The sequence below is a fragment of the Shewanella sp. HL-SH5 genome, from assembly GCF_051163755.1.
Lineage (GTDB): Bacteria > Pseudomonadota > Gammaproteobacteria > Enterobacterales > Shewanellaceae > Shewanella > Shewanella glacialimarina.
Window position 1 is genome coordinate 1,670,645 of the sequence record NZ_CP195038.1, and the last position, 25,321, is coordinate 1,695,965.

Genomic DNA, 25,321 nt, shown 5'->3' on the forward strand with positions numbered 1-25,321 from the left:
AAATGCTGCTGCCCTTATGTGAAGTGGCCACTGAAATAAAAACTTGCGGAGATAAAACTGTGCAGCAATACGTACTCTGGTATCAAGAATTAGGCATGGGTGATGTGAACAAGGTCGGCGGTAAAAACGCATCCCTTGGAGAAATGATCAGTAATCTAGCCAATGCAGGCGTTCAAGTACCTGGTGGTTTTGCAACTACCTCTCATGCGTTTAATGAGTTCCTTGAGCAAAGTGGTGTTAATCAAAAGATTTACGACCTACTCGAAACCTTAGATGTAGACGATGTAACCGCGCTAGCTAAAGCCGGTGCACAGATTAGACAGTGGGTTATTGAAACTCCATTCCATCCAGAATTTGAAGCCGCCGTTCGTGAAGCTTACGAGCAGTTAGCTAGCGAAACTTCAGAGGCTTCATTTGCCGTGCGTTCATCGGCAACCGCTGAAGATATGCCAGACGCTTCATTCGCTGGTCAGCAAGAAACCTTCCTAAACGTAAAAGGTTACGATGCAGTTATTCTTGCTATTAAGCATGTGTTTGCCTCGCTCTTTAACGACCGTGCTATTTCATACCGGGTTCACCAAGGTTATGAGCACCAAGGTGTGGCATTGTCTGCTGGTATTCAACGTATGGTTCGCTCGGACAAAGCGGCATCAGGTGTGATGTTTACCATGGACACTGAATCAGGTAACAACGACGTTGTCTTTATCACTTCATCATTTGGTTTAGGTGAAATGGTTGTGCAGGGCGCGGTTAATCCAGACGAATTTTATGTACACAAACCAATTTTAGCGCAAGGGCATCAAGCTGTTGTGCGCCGTAATATCGGCAGCAAGCTAATTCAAATGGTTTACTCTGATGAAACATCTCACGGTAAACAAGTTAAAATTGAAGATGTTGCTGCTGATCAACGCCGTATATTTTCAATCAATGATGCTGAAGTGATGGAACTGGCGAAACAAGCCGTTATTATCGAAAAGCATTATGGCCGTGCAATGGATATTGAATGGGCAAAAGATGGCAACGACGGTAAGTTATATATCGTTCAAGCTCGCCCTGAAACCGTGCGTAGCCGTGAAGATGTTCAGTTAATTGAACGTTACCATTTAAAAACCAAAGGCGACGTAGTGTGTGAAGGTCGTGCAATTGGGCATAAAATTGGATCAGGCGTAGCAAAAGTATTAACGTCAATTGCCGACATGGATCAGATTCAACCAGGTGATGTACTAGTTACTGACATGACAGACCCTGATTGGGAACCTATCATGAAGCGCGCGAGTGCAATCGTCACTAACCGTGGTGGCCGTACATGTCATGCCGCCATTATTGCGCGTGAGTTAGGCGTTCCTGCTGTTGTAGGTTGTGGCAACGTCACAGACCTTATTAAAAACGGCGAACTCGTTACCGTTTCTTGCGCTGAAGGTGATACAGGCTTTATTTATTCTGGTAAACAAGAGTTTGAAATCGTCACCAATCGTGTTGATACCTTGCCTGACTTACCAATGAAAATCATGATGAATGTCGGTAACCCTGACCGTGCATTTGATTTTGCTCGTTTACCTAACGAAGGTGTAGGTCTTGCGCGCTTAGAGTTCATTATCAACCGTATGATTGGTATTCACCCTAAAGCTTTGCTTGAGTTCAATCAACAAACTGCTGAGTTGCAAACTGAAATCAACGAAATGATTGCTGGTTATGACTCTCCTGTTGAGTTTTATATCGCACGTTTAGTTGAAGGTATAGCGACTATCGCTTCTGCTTTCTACCCGAAAAAAGTGATTGTACGTATGTCAGACTTTAAGTCTAACGAATACGCTAACTTAGTCGGTGGTGAACATTATGAGCCAGAAGAAGAAAACCCAATGTTGGGCTTCCGTGGTGCGAGTCGTTATATATCTGAATCATTCCGCGATTGTTTCGCGTTAGAGTGTGAAGCGATTAAACGCGTGCGTAACCAAATGGGCTTAACCAACGTTGAAGTGATGATCCCATTCGTACGTACCCTAGGCGAAGCAGCTCAAGTTATCGACTTACTTAAAGAAGAAGGCTTAGAGCGCGGTAAAGATGGGTTACGCGTTATTATGATGTGTGAATTACCGTCAAACGCATTACTTGCCGAACAGTTCTTAGAGTACTTTGATGGCTTCTCAATCGGCTCTAACGATTTAACGCAGTTAACTTTGGGTTTAGATCGTGACTCTGGCATTATCAGCCATCTATTCGACGAGCGTAATCCAGCCGTGAAAGCGCTTTTAGCTATGGCAATTAAAGCGGCTAAAGACAAAGGTGCTTACGTGGGCATTTGTGGCCAAGGCCCATCTGACCATGCTGACTTTGCACAATGGTTAGTCGAGCAAGGTATCGATAGCGTATCACTTAATCCGGATACTGTGATCGACACTTGGTTGTACTTAGCAAAAGATCATGCTTAATCAATTAAACTTATCAAAATAGCTGGTTTGAATTCGATTTAGCATTTAGCTTCGAAGCCAATTACAGCTATTTTTATCAAGTTGATAAAAAAGCCGCTATTTAGCGGCTTTTTTTTGTTTATAATGGCTGCAACTAATAATAAATAATAAGTCTGCCATGTTACCTCTACTTTCACATAAACAAACTTTAGAACCGATTTATCTAGCGTATTTAGACGTGCTGGAACAAAGTGATTTTAATGGTGAAATCGACAAACGATATAGCGCCAGACTTATTCAAGCCACCGACAATTCTGTTTATCAATTTTTGCCCCAAGCGGTCATTTATCCAGCCAGTCAAAAAGACGTTGAGCTGGTCTTACGTTTAGCTGCAAAACCTGAGTTTAGGGCGGTAACATTCAGCGCGCGCGGGGGCGGAACTGGCACCAATGGTCAATCATTAACCCATGGACTTATCTTAGACGTATCTCGTCATATGAATCAAGTGATCGAGGTTAACGCCAAAGAGGGATGGGTTAAAGTACAAGCCGGTGTAGTGAAAGATGCGCTTAATGATGTATTAAGGCCCCATGGCTACTTTTTCAGTCCTGACTTATCCACATCAAACCGTGCCACAGTGGGTGGAATGGTTAACACAGATGCTTCAGGGGCTGGGTCTTTGGTGTACGGTAAAACATCCGATCATGTTTTAGGACTTACCAGTGTATTAATCGACGGTAGTGTTTTAACGACTAGACCAATTAATCAAGATTCAACCCATTCTTCACCGACAGAAAATGCACTAGCAGATAGTATTATTGCCAAAGTAGCTGATATTTGTCGTGATAAGCGTGAATTAATCGATAACCGATTTCCTAAGTTGAATCGTTTTTTAACCGGTTACGATTTAAAACATGTGTGGAATGATACCTTAAGTCAATTTGATTTATCGCGTATTCTTGCTGGATCAGAAGGCACGCTTGCAGTGATCACCGAAGCAAAATTGAATATTACACCATTACCCACCACACGGATGATGGTTAATATAAAATATGACTCATTTGAGTCTGCTTTACGCCACGCTCCATCATTAGTTCAAGCCAAAGCCACAGTAGTTGAAACCGTTGACTCCAAAGTATTAAACCTAGCAAAAAAAGATATTATTTGGCACTCGGTAGCTGATTTAATTCAAGATGTGCCTAACAAGGTTATTGAAGGATTAAATATGGTTGAGTTTGCTGGTGATGATGCTGACGTTCGGGCTAAGGTCGCCAGTTTAGAAGCGGTACTTACCCAGCAATTATCCGATGAATTGTATGGACTTGTTGGTTTTCAAATAACCAGCGATAAACCCAGTATTGAGCAAATATATGGTATGCGTAAAAAAGCGGTAGGTTTACTGGGTGCCACTAAAGGTCGCCGTAAACCTATCGCATTTGCTGAAGACACAGCAGTGCCACCTGAAAATTTGGCCGACTTTATTATGGAATTCCGAGCTTTGTTAGATGGCTATAAATTGCAATATGGCATGTTTGGCCATGTAGATGCTGGTGTACTGCACGTACGCCCAGCCCTTGATATGTGTGATGAAGCCGATGAAAAATTATTAAAGGTTATTTCTGATCAAGTGGCGGCATTGACCCTTAAGTATGGCGGCTTGATGTGGGGCGAGCACGGAAAAGGTGTACGCGGCGAGTATGGCCCTGCGGTTTTTGGTGACGAGTTATATGGCGTACTGCAATATATAAAAGGCTTATTTGATCCAGATAATCGTTTAAACCCTGGTAAGTTAGTTGCCCCAGCACAATCAGGTCCATTGATGTTTAATGTTGATAGCGCCAAACGAGGCAGTTTTGACAGACAAATTCCAGTGGTAGTGCGTGACGCTTTTCCCGATGTGATGAATTGTAACGGCAATGGTTTGTGCTTTAACTACAGTGCTTATTCGCCTATGTGCCCATCTTTTAAAGTCACAGGTGACAGAATTCAATCGCCTAAAGGGCGTGCGGGATTAATGCGAGAGTGGTTAAGGTTACTTGAAGCTGAAGGTGTTGATGTCAAAGCGTTAGCCGCATCAAAGTCATTAAGCTTATTGCAACGGGTGCAAAATACCATTAATGCTAAACGTGATTATGACTATTCACATGAGGTGATGGAGTCTTTAAAAGGGTGTTTAGGCTGTAAAGCGTGTTCTAGTCAGTGTCCGGTAAAAGTCGATGTGCCGAAATTTAGGGCACAATTTTTTGACATTTATTACAAACGTTATTTACGTCCGGCTAAAGATTATTTAGTTGCCGGCATTGAAGACTCGCTGCCATTAATGGCCTCAATGCCAAAAGTGACCAACCTTGCGTCACAAAATCCGTTAAGCCAATGGATTATTAAAAAAACGATTGGTTATGTCGACTCACCCAAACTGTCAGTCCCGACATTAAAGCAACGTTTAGATGGTCACCCAAGTAGGGGTTATGACTTAGATGCTTTATACAGTATTCCTGAAGCTGATCGCGCCCAATACGTACTTGTTGTACAAGATCCGTTTAACTCTTTTTATGATGCCGATATTGTGTATCGTTTTATTCAGTTAATCGAAAAGCTAGGCTTTAAACCGGTTTTATTACCGTTTAAACCCAATGGTAAGCCTAGCCATATCAAGGGCTTTTTGTCTAAGTTTGCTAAAACGGCTCAAGACAGTGCTGACTTTTTTAATAAGGTCCATTCCCTTGGGATGCCGATGGTCGGTTTAGATCCTGCTTTAGTATTGTGCTACCGAGACGAATACCACGAAGCTTTGGGGAAAAAGCGTGGCGACTTTGAAGTAAAACTGGCTAATGAGTGGTTAGTTACCGCAATTGAACATTTACCTAAAATCATTAAGCAGACGCCAGCAGAGTTTTCCTGGTTTAGCCACTGTACCGAATCAACGGCTAAACCCAATACAGGTAAGGAATGGCAAACTATTTTTAGTCACTTTGGTGCTAAGGTAAGTAGTTTAAATCTAGGCTGCTGTGGTATGGCGGGCACATACGGTCATGAGTTAGAAAATCTTGAGCGGTCTAAAGCGTTATTTGACATGTCTTGGCAATCAAGTATTGATAAAGTGGCTCAAAAGAGCCAGATTCTAGTGTCAGGGTACTCATGTCGAAGTCAGGTTAAACGGTTTGCCAAATTTAATCCAAAGCACCCAATAGAAGCATTGCTAGCTTTGCTTGATAATAACTAGGTAGTGATGAAATGATAGATAACGAGACTGAAACAATGCCATCTATTGAGCAATTCACCCATAAAGACGGGGCGAAGTTATGCAGTGATGAGGTGTTATTCAGTATTTTATCTGATGGTAGTTGGCTGTATCTTAACAGTCCGCTACCGACTAAATTTGCGCGAATGTTTAGTCATATTTTACATTGCATCGATACTGAGTACTTTTTAATTACTCCTGTCGAAAAGGTGAAAGTATCTGTTGAAACCTGGCCACTGTTAATGGTTGATGTCGATAAAACAGAGCAAGGTTTTTGCTTTAAATCTAACCTTGATACTGACTTTAACGTGATACCATCAGATATTGAATTGGAACAGCAGGGAATTTTTGTAAGCCTTCCTAGGGGATTAACAGCAATATTAAACCGCGCTTGCTATTACCGATACATTAATGAACATGTCGATTTTGACTAAAATACTGTTTTGTAGCGTATGCTTTAACGTAAGTTTATACGATATGTTTTATGAGTGAAAATTGATCTTCGGAGTATTCGCAGTACAAACGCAGCGAGGAGGCATTAATTGAAACGATTCGAAAGTTTAAATTACTTGGTATCACATTTAAATTTGACGCTGCAGCAAGCGTTAGATGCGCGCCTCAAACGATATGAGTTAGATATTAAGCTATGGCCGGTATTGTTTACCCTGTGGCAAGAAGAAGGCTTGAGTCAAACAGAACTGTCTAAACGATGTGATGTAGCTAATTACACCATGACGCGGTTACTTGATCAGTTGCAAGTGCAAGGGTTCGTCACTCGCCACCAAGAAGCCGATAATCGGCGCGCATTTCAAATTTATTTAACCGACAACGGTAAAGCCTTAGAGCATGACCTCATCCATGAAGCAGAATGGGTCAATGAGCAATTTTTGGAGCAACTGACCGATACTGAGCAACAAGAGTTAATGCGTTTGTTAAATAAAATCAACAAAACATGCTAAAATCTCAACGTTTTCAATTATGATAATAGATTAACAATCAATAAATATTGAAAATGGAATAGCCAATCATGGTTGATGAAAATAGCATTATTGCTGAAACAGAACGTTTAATTTTGCGCCCTTTTACGGTATCAGACGTGCCTAGCCTTTTTTTACTGAACAGTATCCCAGAAATTCTTACCTATATTCCTGCAGAGCCAATGACTCAAGAGTCGCAAGCGTTAGATATTTTTGAAAATGTGATTACTGCAGACTATCAACTACATGGGTTTGGCCGCTGGGCGGTACATCATAAAGCAGACAATAAGGTCATTGGTTTTTGTGGGCCTAAATATTTACCTGAGTTTAATAAGGTCGAATTGGGTTACCGTTACTTACCAGAGTATTGGAAAAGGGGAATTGGTTATGAAGCGGCACAAGCTGCAATTAACACATTCAAGCCATCATATGGAATTGAACTTGCTATAGCATTAATTTTGCACGGAAATGTTGGCTCAGAAGCGGTAGCTAAAAAGGTGGGAATGTCAGTCTTTGAACAGAGCGAGTATTATGGTCATAAAGTGCATGTTTATCAGCGCGATTTATAAAGACCATTGATGATAATTTTAGATACAAAAAAACCAGCTATGTTAGCTGGTTTTTATTTGCTTGATGCAATAAATAGTTTACTAATCTTAATAATCTAGCTTTCTGAACAATAGCATTAACTATTCGTCAGCGTGGTCGCAAGTATCATTAGTACAATGGCCGTAAAGGTACAAGCTGTGGTGAGTTAATTTAATATTATGACGCATAGCAATCTCGTCCTGGCGACGTTCAATAACATCATCAGAGAACTCAATAACTTTGTCACAGGTTAAGCACACTAAATGGTCGTGGTGCTTTTGAGTCGACATTTCAAATACCGCTTTACCCGACTCAAAATGGTGACGGTTTAAAATACCGGCATCATCAAATTGGTTAAGCACGCGGTAAACAGTAGCTAAACCAATTTCTTCGCCTACTTCAAGTAACCGCTTGTACAAGTCTTCTGCACTGATGTGTTGATTTTCAGGGTTTTGCATTAGCTCTAGAATTTTAACTCTTGGCAGGGTAATTTTTAAACCGGCTTTTTTAAGCGCTTGATTTCCATCTGTCATTGCTAATCTCTTGATTGCAGAACCAATCGGTTCATCCGTGGGTAATTAATTCATTATATGTGTTGAATCGGAAAACTTAAACCTCTTAAACTGCTTAATCGACTTATTAGCCCAAAAATCGTCGTTATTAACAACGCTTAGCAAAAAAATAGCTTATTTGTGACAGTAAGCCTACTTATACTAAGGGATTATTGCCATTAATGGTCTTTGGATTAACACTAGAAAATATGTTTTATTTAGTCTATTGAAATAAATAAAACTAAAAATGATGGAAGTTAGTTGCAGGTTAAACCCTGCTATTGATAGTGTAAGCTTGATTACTTAGCCTGCTATTTGTCTGGCAGCGGCAGCGCTGTTTCATTATATAACTTAAAAATACACCCTAATAATAAAAAGGAAGCACCATGTACCGGAATATTGTCGTGTTAACCGGCGCAGGCATTTCTGCAGAGTCAGGTATTCGCACTTTTCGTGATCAAGATGGTTTATGGGAGCAGCATCACATAGAAGATGTGGCGACACCTGAAGGCTATGCTAAAGATATTGCATTAGTTGAGCGATTTTATAATAACCGTTGGACACAATTACATTCAGGTGAAGTATGTGAGAATTTGGCTCATATTGCCTTGGCCAAATTAGAAGCTGAGTTTGAGGGCAATCTACTAGTGATTACCCAGAATGTAGATGACTTGCATGAACGTGCTGGTTCAAGACGTTTATTGCATATGCACGGGGAATTATCCAAAGGTCGATGCCCTAAATCACTGCAAACATTTATTTTGCGCGAACCCTTTGGTCCCGACAATTGCTGTACCTGCTGCATTCCTGCAATGCGTTTACGGCCACATATTGTCTGGTTTGGTGAAATGCCTTTCGGAATGGACCGAATACATGATGCACTGGACCGCTGCGACCTATTTATCGCTATCGGCACTTCAGGTACGGTTTATCCTGCAGCCGGTTTTGTTGATAGTGCTAATCATCATGGCGCGCAAACCGTTGAGGTTAATCTTGTTGCGCCCGATAGACATAGTCAATTCCAATACCATTTTACCGGTAAAGCAGGGGACATTATGCCCCAGTTAGTGGACAATATTTTGCAGGGTAAAACTATTGGCAGCGAGTCGATATCGTCATGAGTGCCAAGTCCGCAGACATTAAGTCAATAGATTCTGAAACAATAGATACTGGGTCAGTGAGCACTGAGCACACATGCATTGATGGTGAGTTATTCCATAGGCTAGCTATCATTATGCGTGGTTTACCCGGAAGTGGTAAATCACATTGGGTAGAGCAATTTATTCAATCACAACCTTTGTCAGTTGCGTTGCAGACTAAGCAATATGGTTATTTCTCAACCGATAGTTTATTTGTTGTTGAGGGGCTGTATCAATTTGATATCAGTAAATTATCTGAATATCATCAAATTAATTTAAGCTTATTCATTGAGGCCTTATCAAGAGGTGAACCCATAGTGATATGTGATAATACCAATGTGTGTCATTGGGAATATATCGCTTATAAAACTGCTGCTGTCGCTTTGGGTTATAAGGTTAAAATTGTTATAACTGGTGAGCCAAAATCAGCATCTCATCAACAATTGTGCGCAAAACGCAACAAGCATAATGTTCCTTTGAAGCATATTCAAAGAATGGGGAAAGCGTTTGACCTAGGATGAATATTTGTTTTTTGAATACAAAAAAGCGCCTTTCGGCGCTTTTTTATTTAGACATCATTTAATAAATTAACGTTTGTCTAAACTCACAAATTCACGCGCTGACTCACCAGTATATAACTGACGAGGGCGGCTAATTTTGTGACCTGGTTGATCTAACATTTCTTTCCAATGTGAAATCCAACCAACGGTACGTGACAATGCAAATAGCACTGTAAACATATCATTAGGGATACCAATGGCTTTCATAATGAGACCAGAGTAGAAGTCAACGTTCGGATATAGCTTCTTAGAGATAAAATATTCATCTTCAAGTGCAATACGTTCAAGTTCCATTGCTACGTCGAGTAATGGGTCAACAACTTTAAGTTCATTTAGAACTTCATGACAGGTTTCACGCATCACTTTTGCGCGAGGGTCAAAGTTCTTGTAAACACGGTGTCCGAAGCCCATTAAGCGGAATGGGTCATTCTTGTCTTTCGCTTTAGCGATAAACTCTGGGATACGATCCACAGAACCAATCTCTTCAAGCATAGCAAGACAAGCTTCGTTTGCGCCGCCGTGAGCAGGGCCCCATAGTGATGCGATACCCGCTGCGATACACGCAAATGGGTTAGCACCAGAAGAACCAGCTAAACGTACAGTAGAGGTAGATGCATTTTGCTCATGGTCAGCATGGAGTACAAAAATACGATCCATTGCTTTTTCTACAACAGGGTTAACTTTATATTCTTCGCAAGGTGTTGCGAACATCATCGATAAAAAGTTGCCCGCATAGCTTAAGTCGTTACGTGGATACACAAATGGTTGACCCATTGAGTATTTGTAACACATAGCAGCGATTGTTGGCATTTTTGACACCAAACGATAAGCTGCTATTTCACGATGCTTAGAATTGTTAACATCAAGAGAGTCTTGATAGAAAGCAGACAGTGCCCCTGTCACACCACATAGCATTGCCATTGGGTGTGCGTCACGACGGAAACCGCGGAAGAAGAAAGCGATTTGCTCGTGAACCATAGTGTGTTCTTTCACTGTGGCTTCAAACTTGTCGAAATCAGCCTTAGACGGTAGCTCTCCGTATAAAAGCAAGTAGCATAAATCTAAATAAGTTGATTCAGTTGCAAGTTGATCAATCGGATAACCACGGTGTAATAAAATACCTTGATCACCATCGATATATGTAATTGCAGACTCACAAGAAGCTGTTGCTAGAAAGCCTGGATCGAAAGTGAAATAACCTTTCTTCCCTAATGTACTGATGTCGATTACATCAAACCCTTCAGTACCTTTCTTGATTGGTAAGTCGATTGAATCGTTACCTGGTAACTCTAATTTGGCTATATTATCAGCCATACCCCGTTCTCCTTACGTCATTCTATATCTATGAGTGCGGCATGTTAAGCGGACATTACTTTACAGTGAATAGGGATCACAGATCAATTTAAATAAGCGTTTAAATTTGTTAGACCAAGGTATATATCTAGCTGAAGGCCTTGTGGTATAGGCTTTAGAATAAAAAAATCATAAAAAAACAGAATTTGCATAATGTGATGTTTGTATTTGACAATTCTCACGAGTATACTTGCCTACGTCCCTAAGGGCGACAAACATCACACTTTAGAAATGATTACTTTACAAACTAAAATAGTGATTTCTCAATTGCTTAGATGTTTGATAGTAATTTCTTTTTTGCTCAAATAATGTAATAAACATTTTTTGACCTTGATGCGTTTAAAGCAAAAAAGAGATACATAAAAAAATAATGCTCAATGGAGCTGAGTGAGCAGAACGTGAAAAAGCAAAGACCTGTCCATCTAGACCTGCAGACGATAAGCTTCCCTGCGACAGCTATCGCATCTATCCTACACCGCATTTCCGGTGTCATCATGCTATTCGCTATTGGTATTCTTTTGTGGCTGTTAAATTCAACTTTAACCTCTGCTGAAGGCTTCGCTAGCGTACAAACCTTGTTTGATGGTTTCGTAATGAAGTTCATCCTTTGGGGCATTCTAACCGCGCTTGGATATCACTTATTAGGTGGCATACGTCATTTGATTATGGATACTGGCCGTTGGGAAGAGCTAGCTTCAGGTATCGCTTCAGCTAAAGTGATGTTTGCTTTAGCAGCAACCTTTTCTATCATAGCGGGGATTTGGGTATGGTAACTAACGCAGCAAGTTTTGGACGTAGTGGTGTCCATGACTATATTTTACTACGCGCAAGTGCGGTAATCCTAGCTTGTTATACTATTTTCTTGGTGGGATTTATCGCGTGTAGTTCTCCACTGACTTTCGAAATTTGGCATGGCTTGTTTAGCACATTGCCAATGAAAGTATTTACACTGTTAGCCTTAGTTGCTTTACTCGTCCACGCTTGGATTGGTGTATGGCAAGTATTGACTGACTATGTAAAAAGCACATCGTTACGTGGTGTATTACAATTTACCTTCGTTGTGACCGCATTCAGTTATTTAGCGGCCGGCATCGTGATAGTGTGGGGTGTATAAGTGAGTATTCCAGTACGCGAATTTGATGCAATCGTGATTGGCGCCGGTGGCGCTGGTATGCGAGCAGCATTACAGATTTCTAAAGAAGGTAAAAGCTGTGCGCTTTTATCAAAAGTGTTTCCTACCCGTTCTCATACCGTATCTGCGCAAGGTGGTATCACTGTTGCGTTAGGTAATGCGCATGAAGATCACTGGGAACAACACATGTATGATACGGTGAAAGGTTCTGATTTTATCGGCGACCAAGAAGCCATTGAGTTTATGTGTAAAACCGGTCCAGAAGCGATTATCGAACTTGAGCAAATGGGGTTACCATTCTCTCGTTTTGAAAATGGTACTATTTACCAGCGTCCTTTTGGTGGCCAATCAAGAAACTTTGGTGGTGAGCAAGCTGCGCGTACCGCTGCTGCCGCAGACCGAACAGGTCATGCTCTACTGCACTGTTTGTATCAACAAAACGTCAAGCATAAAACAGATGTTTATTCTGAATGGTATGCTTTAGATCTTGTTAAAAATGAAGATGACGTTGTTGTTGGTTGTACTGCGATTGAAATTGAAACAGGCAACATTGTTTATTTCAAAGCAAAAGCAACTATTTTAGCAACTGGCGGAGCAGGGCGTATTTATGCGTCAACCACTAATGCGCACATCAATACTGGTGATGGCGTTGGTATTGCGGCTCGTGCTGGTGTTCAGTTACAAGACATGGAAATGTGGCAGTTCCACCCTACAGGTATTGCTGGCGCAGGTACATTGGTGACTGAAGGTTGTCGCGGCGAAGGTGGATATCTTTTAAATAAAGATGGCGAACGTTTCATGGAACGTTATGCACCAAATGCCAAAGATTTAGCATCGCGTGACGTGGTAGCACGTTCAATGATGACTGAAATTCGTGAAGGTCGTGGTTTAGATGGTCCTTTAGGTCCACACTTATTACTTAAGCTTGATCATTTAGGCAAAGAGACCCTTGAAGCCCGTCTTCCTGGTGTGTGTGAGTTATCACGTACTTTTGCTCACATTGATCCGGCTGATGGTCCAATTCCTGTTATTCCAACTTGTCATTATATGATGGGTGGATTGCCAACTAAAGTCAGTGGTCAAGTTATTCGTCAGAATGCTGATGGTACTGAGCAAGACGTACTAGGTTTATTTGCTGTAGGTGAGATCGCTTGTGTATCTGTACACGGTGCGAATCGCTTAGGTGGTAACTCTCTTCTTGATTTAGTGGTATTTGGTCGTGCTGCAGGTCAGCACTTAGGTAAAGCTTTAGATGCTACGCCTGATCCAAAAGCGGCCACAGACGTAGAAATTAGTGCATCACTTGCTCGTCTTAATCGTTGGGAAAGCAACAAAGACGGCGAAGATCCTTCGGTTATCCGTAAAGAGCTTCAATTGTGTATGCAGTTAAATTTCTCTGTTTTCCGCAGTGGTGATTCCATGGCAGAAGGTCTAGAACAGCTACAAGCAATCCAAAAGCGTCTTGAGAAGGCTAAGCTATCTGATAACTCTGATGAATTTAATACTCAACGTATTGAATGTTTAGAATTAGATAACTTAATGTCAACAGCGCTGGCAACTGCCTATGCAGCTAACTTCCGTACTGAAAGCCGTGGTGCACATTCTCGTGAAGATTATTTAGACCGTGATGATGATAATTGGTTATGCCACAGCTTGTATGATCCAAAAACACAAGCTATGACAAAACGTGATGTCAATATGACACCTAAATTACGTGATGCGTTTCCACCGGTAAAACGTACCTATTAGGCAGGAGTTGCAAAGATGAAATTAACATTTGCATTGTATCGTTATAATTCTGATGTAGATACCAAGCCTTATATGAAGGACTACACCTTAGAAGTGCCTGATGGCTCTGATATGATGGTGTTAGATGCATTAATTAAGCTGAAAGAACAAGACCCAACAATTGCGTTTCGTCGTTCATGCCGTGAAGGTGTGTGTGGTTCTGACGGCGTTAACATGAATGGTAAAAACGGCTTAGCGTGTATTACGCCAATTTCGACCTTTAAAGGGAAAAAAATTGTAGTTCGTCCTTTACCAGGCATGCCAGTTGTGCGAGATTTGGTCGTTGATCTAACTCAGTTCTATAAGCAATACGAAAAAATTAAGCCTTATCTTATCAATGATGAAAAGGCCCCAGCGCGTGAGCATTTACAATCACCTGAAGAGCGCGAGCATTTAGATGGTTTATACGAATGTATCATGTGTGCATGTTGTTCTACGGCTTGTCCTTCTTTCTGGTGGAATCCAGATAAATTTATCGGACCAAGTGGTTTATTACATGCGTATCGTTTCTTAATTGACAGCCGTGATACCGCTACTGAAGAGCGTTTATCTGAGCTTGACGATGCTTACAGTGTGTTCCGTTGTCACGGAATTATGAACTGTGTTGATGTTTGTCCTAAAGGACTAAACCCAACTAAAGCTATTGGTCATATCAAGTCAATGTTATTGAAACGAGCTGTTTAATGAACACAGAAGAGCCTTTAAATACGTTTAATTAGCTCTTTATGAGAGTCATCTTCATATTGGAGATGGCTCTTTTGTGTGTTTACGGATTACCTTTGTCATTAATTTGTTAGATCCGTTATTTAGTACAAGTCTTTGGCAGAGATAGAAGTTAAGCATGACGATTGTGTTAATTGTTATGCATTATGGCTAGCACGTGTATCAAGTTTGAAAGGAATAACAATGCACCAAGGCATCATGAAAGCCTGGCTCGAGTCGTCTCACTTAAGTGGTTCGAATGCGACCTATGTAGAAGAGATGTATGAAGCCTATCAAGAAGATCCGCAATCAGTTTCTGCTGATTGGCAGGTCGTTTTTGATAATCTCCCACCTGTTAATGGTAGTTCTGTTGAAGTACCAGAGATTTCCCACTCTAAAGTTCGTGACTATTTTCGTAGTTTAGCCTTAGAAAGCCGTGCGAAAGGGGCTGCTCGTGTCAGTGACCCAGAGTTAGATGCAAAGCAGGTTAAAGTACTGCAATTAATTAACGCTCATCGTTTCCGTGGTCATCAAAATGCTAACCTAGATCCATTAGGTATGTGGAAGCGTGACGTGGTTCAAGAGCTAGATCCTGCTTACCACGGCTTAACCGCTGAAGATATGCAGCGTGAGTTCAACACAGGTTCATTCGCATTAGGCGGTGAGACCATGAAACTTGCGGATATTATTTTTGCCCTTAAGAGCAGCTATTGTGGCTCCATTGGTGCGGAATATATGCATATCACTGATACCGACGAAAAACGTTGGATACAGCAACGTCTAGAGCCAACCTTAGGTAAGGCTAATTACGACAATGCGGTTAAAAAACGTATTCTTGAAGGCCTAAATGCTGCTGAAGGTATTGAAAAATACTTAGGTGCAAAATTCCCAGGCGCTAAACGTTTCTCTTTAGAAGGTGGTGATGCGCTTGTTCCAATGATGCGCGAAATCATTTACCGTGCCGGTGAAGCGGGAACTAAAGAAATCGTCGTAGGTATGGCTCACCGTGGTCGTTTAAACTTACTCATTAACGTGCTCGGTAAACGTCCTAGTGAATTATTTGACGAGTTTGCTGGCAAGCATGCCGACACGCATGGTTCAGGTGACGTTAAATATCACCAAGGTTTCTCATCAGATTTTGAAACGCCAGGTGGCAATGTTCACCTAGCGTTAGCTTTTAATCCATCACACCTTGAGATCGTTAACCCAGTGGTTATCGGTTCCGTACGCGCTCGTCAAGATCGTCGCGGCTGTAAAGATGGCTTACAAGTTATGCCTATTACTATTCATGGTGACTCAGCTATTACTGGGCAGGGTATCGTACAAGAGACATTTAACATGTCTCAAACCCGTGGTTTTACAGTGGGTGGTAGTATCCGCATCGTGGTTAATAACCAGGTTGGTTTTACCACATCTAACCATGCAGATGTCCGGTCAACAGAATACTGTACTGATATTGCTAAAATGGTTCAGGCACCGATTTTCCACGTTAACTCAGATGATCCTGAAGCGGTTGCGTTTATTTCGCAGCTTGCGGTGGATTACCGTAATGAGTTTAAGCGTGATGTGGTGATTGATTTAGTTTGTTATCGTCGTCATGGTCATAACGAAGCTGATGAACCTAGTGCAACACAGCCGTTGATGTACGCAAAAATTAAAAAACACCCAACGCCGCGTAAAATTTATGCTGACAAGTTAATTGCTGAAAACAGCATTGCTGCTGATGAAGTAACAGGCTTAATTAATCATTACCGTGATGCGCTTGATGCCGGTGACTGTGTGGTCAAAGAGTGGCGTCCAATGACGTTACATACCGTTGACTGGACACCTTATCTGAATCGCGAATGGGATGAAGATTACGCAGGTTCTATGTCAATGGAACGTCTACAAAACTTAGCGAATAAGTTAGTCGATATTCCTGAAAATCATACGTTGCAATCACGTGTTGCCAAAATTTGTGCTGACCGCCTCTCAATGGCAAAAGGTGAGAAGTTACTCGACTGGGGTTTCGCAGAAACTTTAGCCTATGCTTCTATCCTTGAAGACAAAAAACGTGTGCGTATTACTGGCCAAGACTCTGGCCGTGGTACTTTCTTCCATCGTCATGCTGTATTACATAATCAAAAAGACGGTACAACCTATTTACCTTTGCGTAATGTGGCAGAAGAGCAAGCACCGATTGATATTACTGACTCAGTATTGTCTGAAGCGTCTGTATTAGCATTTGAATACGGCTATGCCACAGCAGAACCAGGTGGGTTAACCATTTGGGAAGCACAGTTTGGTGACTTTGTTAACTGTGCCCAAGTGGTGATTGACCAATTCTTATCGTCTGGTGAACAAAAGTGGGGCCGTTTATGTGGCTTAACAATGTTATTACCACACGGTTATGAAGGCCAGGGGCCTGAGCATTCCAGTGCTCGTTTAGAACGTTTCTTACAGTTATGTGCTAACCATAATATGCAGGTATGTGTTCCATCGACACCGGCGCAGGTTTATCACATGCTACGTCGCCAAGTTGTGCGCCCAATGCGTCGTCCACTTGTGGTGATGTCACCAAAATCTTTGCTACGTCACCCATTAGCTGTGTCTAGCCTAGAAGAGCTTGCTGAAGGTACTTTCCAAAACATCATTGGCGAGATTGATACTTTAGAGGCAAGTAAAGTTGACCGAGTTGTGTTCTGTAGCGGTAAGGTGTATTTCGAGTTACTTGAAAAACGTCGTAAAGAAAATATCACTAACATAGCCATTATTCGTGTTGAGCAGCTGTATCCTTTCCCTGATGTGGAAATGCGTGCGGCATTAGAAAAATATCAACATGTTACTGATTTTGTTTGGTGTCAGGAAGAGCCTCAAAACCAAGGTGCGTGGTACTGTAGTCAGCATCACTTCTGGGCTAACATTCCTGCAGGCGCTCAATTAACGTATGCTGGTCGTGAAGCGTCAGCTGCACCAGCGTGTGGTTATCCAGGGTTGCATGTACATCAGCAAGAATCATTAGTTAATAGCGCATTAAAACTGTCGTAAAGATAATTTATATAAAGGGAAGCTTTCCATGAGTATCGAAATTAAGGTACCCGTATTACCAGAGTCTGTTGCTGATGCAACTATTGCTACTTGGCATGTTAAGCCTGGTGAACAGGTGTCTCGCGATCAAAACTTAGTTGATATCGAGACCGACAAAGTTGTTCTAGAAGTTGTTGCACCAGAAGACGGTTCAATTTCTGAATTATTATTCGAAGAAGGCGACACCGTTTTAGGTGAGCAAGTTATTGCAAGATTTATTGCAGGTGCCGTGTCTGGACAAGAAGTGACTAAAGCTGAGGCGACTGCGCCTGCTGCTGAAGCTGCATCAGAGCCAAGTTCTGACGAATCAAACGATGCATTAAGCCCATCAGTGCGTCGTTTAATTGCTGAGCATAATCTTGATGCTGCAAAAATTAAAGGTACAGGTGTTGGCGGACGTATCACTAAAGAAGATGTTGAAGCGTTCGCTAAATCAGCACCAGCGGCAAAATCGGCTGCAGTGGCTGCACCAGTTGCACCGTTAGAAGGTCGTAGCGAGAAACGTGTTCCTATGACTCGTTTGCGTAAAACGATTGCAAAACGTTTGTTAGAAGCTAAAAACTCTACCGCTATGTTAACTACGTTTAACGAAGTTAACATGAAGCCAATCATGGATATTCGTAAGCAATATCAAGATATTTTTGAAAAGCGTCACGGTATTCGTTTAGGCTTTATGTCTTTCTACATCAAAGCGGTAACTGAAGCGCTAAAACGTTTTCCTGAAGTTAACGCTTCTATAGATGGCGATGATATTATTTATCACAACTATTTTGATATCAGCATTGCAGTATCAACTCCTCGTGGCCTGGTAACACCAGTTTTACGCGACACAGATACCATGAACTTAGCTGAAATCGAGAAAGCGGTTCGTGAACTCGCAATCAAAGGACGTGACGGTAAGTTGTCTGTTGCTGACATGACCGGCGGTAACTTCACCGTAACTAACGGTGGTGTTTTTGGTTCGCTGATGTCCACCCCTATTTTGAACCTGCCACAAAGCGCAATCTTAGGCATGCATGCTATTAAAGATCGCCCAATGGCAGTCAATGGTCAGGTTGAAATCCTGCCAATGATGTACCTAGCACTCTCTTACGATCATCGTATTGTTGATGGTCGTGAGTCAGTTGGCTTCTTAGTTGCTATTAAAGACTTCTTAGAAGATCCAACTCGTCTGCTGCTTGATTTATAAGTAGTTAGATAAACCCCTCGTCGCTGGCTCATATTGAGCCAGTTGGATTTGATTAGAAGTATATGGATAGATCATCATGAATTTGCATGAGTATCAGGCAAAATCTTTATTTGCCGAATATGGTTTACCAGTCTCTGAAGGCTTTGCATGTGATACTGCTCAAGAAGCAGTAGAAGCAGCTGGCCACATTGGCGGAAACTTATGGGTTGTTAAGTGTCAAGTACACGCAGGCGGCCGTGGTAAAGCAGGTGGCGTTAAAGTTACCGGTAATAAAGACGAAATCAGAGCATTCGCTGAAAACTGGTTAGGTAAGAACTTAGTAACGTACCAGACTGACGCTAAAGGTCAGCCAGTTGCTAAAATTCTAGTTGAAAGCTGTACTGACATCGCCAACGAATTGTACCTAGGTGCAGTAGTTGACCGTAGCACGCGTCGCGTTGTGTTCATGGCGTCGACTGAAGGTGGTGTTGATATTGAAACTGTGGCTGAACATACGCCAGAGCTTATCCACACAGCTATCATTGATCCGTTAACAGGTCCTCAAGCTTTCCAAGCTCGTGATCTTGGCTTCAAGTTAGGTTTAAACCCAACTCAAATGAAGCAGTTCACTAAGATCTTTATGGGTCTTGCGAACATGTTCAACGACCATGATTTTGCGTTATTAGAAATCAACCCACTTGTTATCACCACTGAAGGCAATCTTCACTGTTTAGATGGCAAAATTGGTATTGATGGCAACGCATTATATCGTCAGCCAAAAATCAAAGCGATGCACGACCCATCACAAGATGATGCTCGTGAAGCGCACGCTGCTAAATTTGAATTAAACTATGTTGCTTTAGACGGTAACGTAGGCTGTATGGTTAACGGTGCCGGCCTAGCGATGGGTACAATGGACATCGTAAACCTACACGGTGGCAAGCCAGCTAACTTCTTAGACGTTGGCGGTGGAGCAACTAAAGAACGTGTTGCTGAAGCATTTAAAATCATTCTTTCTGACAGCAATGTTAAAGCAGTATTAGTTAACATCTTTGGCGGTATCGTACGTTGCGATATGATCGCTGAAGGTATTATCGGTGCAGTTAAAGAAGTTGGCGTTAAAGTGCCAGTGGTTGTACGTCTTGAAGGTACTAACGCCGAATTAGGTCGTGAAGTATTGGCTAAGTCTGGTCTTGATATCATCGCGGCAACAAGTCTAACTGACGCGGCTGAGCAAGTTGTTAAAGCTGCGGAGGGCAAATAATGTCTGTTTTAATTAACAAAGATACCAAGGTAATCTGTCAAGGTTTCACTGGTGGTCAGGGTACTTTCCACTCTGAACAGGCGATTGCTTATGGCACGCAAATGGTTGGTGGTGTTTCTCCTGGAAAAGGTGGTCAAACTCACCTAGGTCTTCCAGTGTTCAACACTGTTAAAGATGCGGTAGCTCAAACAGGTGCTACTGCAACTGTTATCTACGTACCAGCTCCATTTTGTAAAGACGCAATTCTTGAAGCAATCGATGCTGGCATTGAGCTGATTGTTTGTATCACTGAAGGCATCCCAACACTTGATATGTTACAAGTGAAAGTGAGGCTAGAAGAAACTGGCACACGCATGATCGGTCCTAACTGTCCAGGTGTTATCACTCCTGGTGAATGTAAGATTGGTATTATGCCTGGTCACATCCACTTACCTGGAAAAGTGGGTATTGTTTCTCGCTCTGGTACATTAACGTACGAAGCGGTTAAGCAAACTACTGATGAAGGTTTCGGCCAATCTACTTGTGTAGGTATCGGTGGCGACCCAATTCCTGGTACTAACTTCATCGACGTATTGGAAATGTTCCAAAACGATCCACAGACTGAAGCGATTGTAATGATCGGTGAAATCGGTGGTAATGCTGAAGAAGAAGCTGCTGCTTATATCAAAGCACACGTAACTAAGCCTGTTGTATCTTACATTGCTGGTGTTACTGCACCAGAAGGTAAACGCATGGGCCATGCTGGCGCAATTATCGCTGGCGGTAAAGGTACTGCTGAAGATAAGTTTGCTGCTCTTGAAGCTGCAGGCGTAACTACAGTTCGCTCTTTAGCTGACATTGGTAAAGCACTGCGTACTCGTACTGGTTGGTAATATCGTTACCCACTCGTTTAAAAGGCGCTTCGGCGCCTTTTTTGTTTTTAATTTTGACCATTATTGATGTTCTTTAAATCAATAAGCATAGGTTTGAGATAGCTGTTATGTCGATTTTTGGGATCATTTTTCCGTTAATATTTATGGTAACTTTGGGTTATCTACTGACACGTTTTGATTTTTTCACTAAAGAGCATATAAGCGGCATTAGTAAATTTACCTTTTATGTCAGTATTCCTGCCTTTTTGTTTATCAATATGCTGGCAGCATCTTTATCTGAAAGTATCGACATCTATGCATTATTATCGTTCTATATTCCCGTACTGATCATTTTCGCTTTGGGTTATCGTATTAATCGCCGCTTTAATCCTGTTCAATTTAGAAGCCGAGACGCCAGTGCTGTTTTTGCCTTAGGCTCAAGCTACTCCAATACCGTACTAGTTGGTTTGCCGATAATTATTGCCGCATTAGGTCAGGCGATGATAGGGCAAGTATTTATGATTATTACATTTCATAGCGCTTGTTTGTTTGCGTTAACTTTTATTCTGGCAGCAAGAGCACACGAACAGGGTTTCTCTTGGAGAAAATTTACTCGTTCTATGGTGTTAAACCCGGTTGTGATGAGTATTAGTTTAGGGATTGCAGCCAACGCTGTTGGTCTCAATTTAGGCACACATTTACAGGAAAGCCTTACGTTACTTTCAAAACCAGCCTTAGCGTGTGCTTTATTCGTACTTGGTGCTAATTTAAGTTTTTATAAAATAGGCGACAGTTGGCGGTTAGCGTTATTGGCGAGTGGGTTAAAAATTCTGTTGCTTCCAGCACTTGTTTACCTGATGTCGGTGATGGTATTTAATTTAGAAAGCCAAAAAACGACCATGCTTGTGTTGCTCAGCGCTTCACCTTTAGGGGTTAATGCCTACTTAATTGCCACTGAACTTAAACAACATGAGTCGACTTTAGGCAGTACGGTAGTTCTATCGACATTGCTCTCGGTATTCAGCTTTAGCTTGTGGTTATGTTTTTTGTTATAAATTTTAACGTTTTTTTGTTAACCGTTATTTGGCTTGTATGGGGTGTAAGTGCTGCGTATATTGCTGATATATAAAGTTAGATTAAGGCTGTTTTTTTTATAAGACAAGGAATGAGTCATGCAACTAATAAACACCTATGAAACATATTTTAAGACCAATTTATTGCTTAAATTATTGGTGCTTATACTCGTGAATATAAGTTTTGCCATTCAAGCAAATGAATTTGTTTCGGGAAGGGATTATGTTGAATTAGAGAGCCCGCCAAGTGTTGAAAAAGAAGTCAGAGAATATTTTTCTTTTTATGCTAATCGATAATGTGTTTAATGATCAAATATTCAGCTAGTTCAACGTTAATTTGATGCTAATTAGTCATTTATTAGCCGCCCATTAAGCGCTAGAACAGTGCTTATTAAGTATTCGCTAGGTTATTTGAACTCGATGTATGACTGCGACTTATCCTCAACTTAAGGTAAGGCACTTTTATACATCGAATTTTTTATAGTGCAGCGCTATAAAATCATCATTGAATGGCAGATAACGGCTGTTACAGTCGATCTCTGGTTAGAGCGTGTTATTCATAAGCTTTTATTAATTGAGTGATGACAATATTAAAAGGAATGCAGATGGCGTTTAATGATATGTTTCGGCTGAGTGCCCATGCGGTAATAACTAATGATGAAGGGCAGGTATTACAACTTAAAGCGACCTATGGCGCTAAACATTGGGGCTTGCCTGGTGGCGCGTTAGAGTTAGGTGAAACCATACATCAAGCCGTTATACGTGAGTGTTTAGAAGAGTTAGGTTGCGATATTGCAATTGACTATCTGTCGGGCGTTTATTATCACGGTGCTTATCAATCACAGGTGTTTATTTTTAAATGCAATATTATGGATGTAACCATGATTGCATTGAGTTCAGAACACAGCGAGTACCAATATTTCGATATTGCTGATCTATCTACTGTGCAGCAAATTCGGGTCAAAGCTTGCTTAGATTTTTCTGGAAAAGTTGATAGCAAAGTTTTCTAAAAGTAGTGCTATGTATTGGTGAAACAATGCGTCTGCTAATAAACTCAGACTTTGATAATCTTTGTTAATCCAGACGCATATAACAATTGATGTTCCGACCCATTTACTTGTCAATCATGCCTTTTAATACAATATCGTCATAGGTTACAAATCCTTTGATGTCGTTGTCTTCTAATACTGGTGCTTTGTTAATGCCAAAACGCTCAAATAATCTGGCGGTATATCGCACATCCATATCAGCTGAAACAGAAAACACCGGTTTAATCATAATTTCATATACATTGGTGCGATCCGGTGACTTGTCCTTGGCCAAAACTTTGCGCGCAATATCACTCATCAAAACCAGGCCATACTCGTCATGTTCAGTGCGTTTATTAACCACTAACACTTTGACATTATTGGCAACAGCGGTGGCAATTGCTTCTGACACTGTAATTGTGCCATCTACCATGGCATAGTCTTGATTTAACACATCACGGTTTCTTACAGGGGTCCTAATGTTCATATTTGATCCTCAATCTCTTTAGTCAGCTGTTGTACTTGATGCGCCACACCCACGGCGTCTTCAACATCTATTTGAATGGCTATTCCGCGGCCTTTATTGGTATCAAATTTACCCACTCTAGAAATTGTCTCCAAAATATGACGTGACATGTGCTCTTCAACTAACCAGAAAATAACATCACGCTGTACATCTAAGCCTAAGCCCATAAAGGTTTTTTTCTTTACCAGACCTTCACCTCTTGCATGATTAATTACCGTTGCCCCCGTTGCGCCAGCTTCACGGGCGGCATCTAAAATTTCATCGGTACAGTCGTCATCCACAAAGGCGACAATTAATTTAAAGCGCATCTGTATGCTCCTCTTGCTGCTCAGCGGCAGCTTTACGTTTAGAGATGTATTCGACTATTTGGGCATAGGCCATCACGGAAATAATCGGAAATAAACTGGCAAAAGCGATCAGACCAAAGCCATCAATTAAAGGGTTACGACCTTCCACATTAGTCGCTAAACCTAAGCCTAATGCGGCAACGAGAGGCACGGTAACGGTTGAGGTAGTGACTCCGCCAGAGTCATAGGCCAATGGAATAATCATTTTAGGGGCGTAAAAAGTTTGAATGACCACTATGATGTAACCGCCCATGATGTAGTAATGAATGGGGTCGCCAACTACGATACGAAAACAGCCTAATGCAATACCAAAGGCAACACCAATAGCAACCGATATACGCAGGCCTTGGATACCAACAGTACCACCGGATACTTCATTGGCTTTAATTGCTACTGCAATCAGTGAGGGCTCTGCAATTGTGGTACTAAAACCTATTGCAGCTGCAAATACGTATACCCATAAATAATCTTGCCAAATAAACGGTGTGGGCGCGCCGTCAGGATGCAAAAATTCTGCTGTGGTGAGCTGATTGGCCATGCTTTCGCCTATAGGGAATAACGCCATCTCTAATCCGACTAAGAAAAAAGTCAAACCCACAATGACATAAATGAAACCCAAGGCCACTTTACGCCAGTTAGGAATAGGGCGTTTTAGTACGCCTAATTGAAAGCCAAATAAGATAACCGCAATGGGGACCACATCTCTGGCTGTCAGTAATAAGGTTTCCAATAGCTGATAAAACATGTTGGCTCCTTATAGAAAGACCATGCCGTAAAGCATGACAAAAATCATTGGCGTTAAGCTAGCAAAGGCAATTAAACCAAAGCCATCCAGCATAGGATTTCTACCTTTAATAACGGTGGCTAACCCTACGCCTAAAGCCGTCACTAATGGAACGGTTATGGTCGATGTAGTAACACCTCCAGAGTCGTAGGCAATACCAATAATACTTGCTGGGGCAAAAAAGGTCAGTATCATCACGATGGAGTAACCGCCGATGATCATGTAATGGATAGGCCAGCCTTTTAAAATACGAATAACACCGAGTAAAATGGCCAAACCAACGGATATTGCTACAGTTAAGCGCAAGCCCATAGCATAGTCATTTAAAGCAGCTTCATTGTTAGTTATGGCACCTGCTTCTGCGGCAACTTTAGCGGCTTCATTGGCTACGGCTGTCAATGCAGGCTCTGCCAGTGTGGTACCAAATCCCAGAGAAAAAGAGAAAATAACTAGCCAAAACAGACTGCCTTTTCTGGCTAAGGCTTCTGCTAAAGATTCACCGATAGGGAATAAGCCCATTTCTAGGCCAAAAACGAAGAATGTTAAACCTAGTACAATAAATACTAGCCCAATAAGAATTGAACCTAATTGATCGGGTGCTTGTTTTAGAATAAAAATTTCAAAAAAAACCACAACGACAATAATGGGAACTAAGTCTTTAAAACTACTGAACATAGAGGTTAATAGTTTGAGCAGTGCTGACATCCATCCTCCATTAAAATCAACAATCTAGCCAATTCGATAGCTTATGTAATCAGTGTGCCTTAGATGTTAG

The 25,321-nt window shown here is 41.5% G+C and carries 23 protein-coding genes; 17 read left to right on the forward strand and 6 right to left on the reverse strand.

The features are described 5' to 3' along the window. Positions 1 to 59 precede the first annotated feature (59 nt). The 5 genes from ppsA (at position 60) to ACRWQM_RS07210 (ending at position 7,195) form a co-directional block, all read left to right on the forward strand. The gene (ppsA, locus tag ACRWQM_RS07190; RefSeq protein WP_434929063.1) at positions 60 to 2,429 is read left to right on the forward strand and encodes a phosphoenolpyruvate synthase; all 2,370 of its coding nucleotides are present in this window, start codon (positions 60 to 62) and stop codon (positions 2,427 to 2,429) included. A gap of 157 nt (positions 2,430 to 2,586) precedes the next feature. After that, positions 2,587 to 5,631 (forward strand): D-2-hydroxyglutarate dehydrogenase YdiJ, encoded by a 3,045-nt coding sequence (ydiJ, locus tag ACRWQM_RS07195; protein ID WP_434931707.1) that lies wholly within the window; start codon positions 2,587 to 2,589, stop codon positions 5,629 to 5,631. Positions 5,632 to 5,642: 11 nt separating this feature from the next. Continuing rightward, positions 5,643 to 6,083 carry a DUF1285 domain-containing protein gene (locus tag ACRWQM_RS07200; protein ID WP_226415200.1) on the forward strand — a complete coding sequence of 147 codons (441 nt, stop codon included), beginning with the start codon at positions 5,643 to 5,645 and terminating at the stop codon, positions 6,081 to 6,083. Between the two features lie 108 nt (positions 6,084 to 6,191). Continuing rightward, the gene (locus ACRWQM_RS07205) at positions 6,192 to 6,608 is read left to right on the forward strand and encodes a MarR family winged helix-turn-helix transcriptional regulator (protein ID WP_434931708.1); all 417 of its coding nucleotides are present in this window, start codon (positions 6,192 to 6,194) and stop codon (positions 6,606 to 6,608) included. A gap of 86 nt (positions 6,609 to 6,694) precedes the next feature. Beyond that, entirely contained in the window at positions 6,695 to 7,195 is a 501-nt protein-coding gene (locus ACRWQM_RS07210) for a GNAT family N-acetyltransferase (protein ID WP_434931995.1), read from the forward strand. A gap of 120 nt (positions 7,196 to 7,315) precedes the next feature. Here the strand turns inward: ACRWQM_RS07210 and fur are convergent, their stop codons facing one another. Beyond that, complete coding sequence (fur, locus tag ACRWQM_RS07215) at positions 7,316 to 7,747, reverse strand: ferric iron uptake transcriptional regulator (RefSeq protein ID WP_226415204.1); 432 nt, start codon at positions 7,745 to 7,747, stop codon at positions 7,316 to 7,318. A gap of 404 nt (positions 7,748 to 8,151) precedes the next feature. Between fur and cobB the strand changes: the two genes are divergently transcribed. Both cobB and ACRWQM_RS07225 read left to right on the forward strand, forming a co-directional pair. Further along, positions 8,152 to 8,886, forward strand: coding sequence for a Sir2 family NAD+-dependent deacetylase (gene cobB, locus ACRWQM_RS07220; protein WP_434931709.1), 735 nt, complete (start codon positions 8,152 to 8,154; stop codon positions 8,884 to 8,886). Between the two features lie 113 nt (positions 8,887 to 8,999). Beyond that, a complete protein-coding gene (locus ACRWQM_RS07225) occupies positions 9,000 to 9,425 on the forward strand; it encodes an AAA family ATPase (protein ID WP_434931996.1) in 426 nt (141 codons plus the stop codon). Positions 9,426 to 9,491: 66 nt separating this feature from the next. Here ACRWQM_RS07225 and ACRWQM_RS07230 read toward each other — a convergent pair whose 3' ends face one another. Continuing rightward, positions 9,492 to 10,778, reverse strand: coding sequence for a citrate synthase (locus ACRWQM_RS07230; RefSeq protein WP_434926411.1), 1,287 nt, complete (start codon positions 10,776 to 10,778; stop codon positions 9,492 to 9,494). 416 nt (positions 10,779 to 11,194) lie between these two features. On the opposite strand from ACRWQM_RS07230, the gene sdhC reads away from it, so the two are divergent. The 10 genes from sdhC to ACRWQM_RS07280 all read left to right on the forward strand — a co-directional run bounded on the left by sdhC (position 11,195) and on the right by ACRWQM_RS07280 (position 22,871). Further along, positions 11,195 to 11,590, forward strand: a complete 396-nt coding sequence (sdhC, locus tag ACRWQM_RS07235; RefSeq protein ID WP_226415282.1) for a succinate dehydrogenase cytochrome b556 subunit — start codon at positions 11,195 to 11,197, stop codon at positions 11,588 to 11,590. Beyond that, a complete protein-coding gene (gene sdhD / locus ACRWQM_RS07240; RefSeq protein WP_434926410.1) occupies positions 11,584 to 11,931 on the forward strand; it encodes a succinate dehydrogenase, hydrophobic membrane anchor protein in 348 nt (115 codons plus the stop codon). The genes sdhC and sdhD overlap by 7 nt, the downstream gene beginning before the upstream one ends. Further along, the gene (sdhA, locus tag ACRWQM_RS07245) at positions 11,932 to 13,698 is read left to right on the forward strand and encodes a succinate dehydrogenase flavoprotein subunit (RefSeq protein WP_434931710.1); all 1,767 of its coding nucleotides are present in this window, start codon (positions 11,932 to 11,934) and stop codon (positions 13,696 to 13,698) included. A gap of 15 nt (positions 13,699 to 13,713) precedes the next feature. Next, entirely contained in the window at positions 13,714 to 14,421 is a 708-nt protein-coding gene (locus ACRWQM_RS07250) for a succinate dehydrogenase iron-sulfur subunit (protein ID WP_226415291.1), read from the forward strand. A 222-nt stretch (positions 14,422 to 14,643) separates the two neighbouring features. Continuing rightward, positions 14,644 to 17,466 carry a 2-oxoglutarate dehydrogenase E1 component gene (gene sucA / locus ACRWQM_RS07255; RefSeq protein WP_434931711.1) on the forward strand — a complete coding sequence of 941 codons (2,823 nt, stop codon included), beginning with the start codon at positions 14,644 to 14,646 and terminating at the stop codon, positions 17,464 to 17,466. 28 nt (positions 17,467 to 17,494) lie between these two features. Continuing rightward, positions 17,495 to 18,694 carry a 2-oxoglutarate dehydrogenase complex dihydrolipoyllysine-residue succinyltransferase gene (gene odhB / locus ACRWQM_RS07260; protein ID WP_434926407.1) on the forward strand — a complete coding sequence of 400 codons (1,200 nt, stop codon included), beginning with the start codon at positions 17,495 to 17,497 and terminating at the stop codon, positions 18,692 to 18,694. 76 nt (positions 18,695 to 18,770) lie between these two features. Beyond that, positions 18,771 to 19,937 carry an ADP-forming succinate--CoA ligase subunit beta gene (gene sucC, locus ACRWQM_RS07265; protein ID WP_226415298.1) on the forward strand — a complete coding sequence of 389 codons (1,167 nt, stop codon included), beginning with the start codon at positions 18,771 to 18,773 and terminating at the stop codon, positions 19,935 to 19,937. Then, positions 19,937 to 20,809, forward strand: a complete 873-nt coding sequence (sucD, locus tag ACRWQM_RS07270) for a succinate--CoA ligase subunit alpha (protein ID WP_434931712.1) — start codon at positions 19,937 to 19,939, stop codon at positions 20,807 to 20,809. Before sucC ends, sucD begins: the two co-directional genes overlap by 1 nt. Positions 20,810 to 20,916: 107 nt before the next feature. Further along, positions 20,917 to 21,843, forward strand: coding sequence for an AEC family transporter (locus tag ACRWQM_RS07275; protein WP_434931713.1), 927 nt, complete (start codon positions 20,917 to 20,919; stop codon positions 21,841 to 21,843). 623 nt (positions 21,844 to 22,466) lie between these two features. Next, positions 22,467 to 22,871, forward strand: a complete 405-nt coding sequence (locus tag ACRWQM_RS07280) for an NUDIX hydrolase (RefSeq protein ID WP_226415306.1) — start codon at positions 22,467 to 22,469, stop codon at positions 22,869 to 22,871. A 103-nt stretch (positions 22,872 to 22,974) separates the two neighbouring features. Here ACRWQM_RS07280 and ACRWQM_RS07285 read toward each other — a convergent pair whose 3' ends face one another. Genes ACRWQM_RS07285 through ACRWQM_RS07300 form a run of 4 tightly spaced genes read right to left on the reverse strand, consistent with a single transcriptional unit; the run spans position 22,975 to position 25,251 of the window. Beyond that, complete coding sequence (locus ACRWQM_RS07285) at positions 22,975 to 23,376, reverse strand: CBS domain-containing protein (protein WP_434926404.1); 402 nt, start codon at positions 23,374 to 23,376, stop codon at positions 22,975 to 22,977. Next, positions 23,373 to 23,723 (reverse strand): P-II family nitrogen regulator, encoded by a 351-nt coding sequence (locus ACRWQM_RS07290; RefSeq protein WP_434926403.1) that lies wholly within the window; start codon positions 23,721 to 23,723, stop codon positions 23,373 to 23,375. The genes ACRWQM_RS07285 and ACRWQM_RS07290 overlap by 4 nt, the downstream gene beginning before the upstream one ends. Next, complete coding sequence (locus ACRWQM_RS07295) at positions 23,713 to 24,507, reverse strand: DUF1538 domain-containing protein (RefSeq protein ID WP_434926402.1); 795 nt, start codon at positions 24,505 to 24,507, stop codon at positions 23,713 to 23,715. The genes ACRWQM_RS07290 and ACRWQM_RS07295 overlap by 11 nt, the downstream gene beginning before the upstream one ends. Before the next feature lie 9 nt (positions 24,508 to 24,516). Continuing rightward, the gene (locus ACRWQM_RS07300) at positions 24,517 to 25,251 is read right to left on the reverse strand and encodes a DUF1538 family protein (RefSeq protein ID WP_434931714.1); all 735 of its coding nucleotides are present in this window, start codon (positions 25,249 to 25,251) and stop codon (positions 24,517 to 24,519) included. Positions 25,252 to 25,321 lie beyond the last annotated feature (70 nt).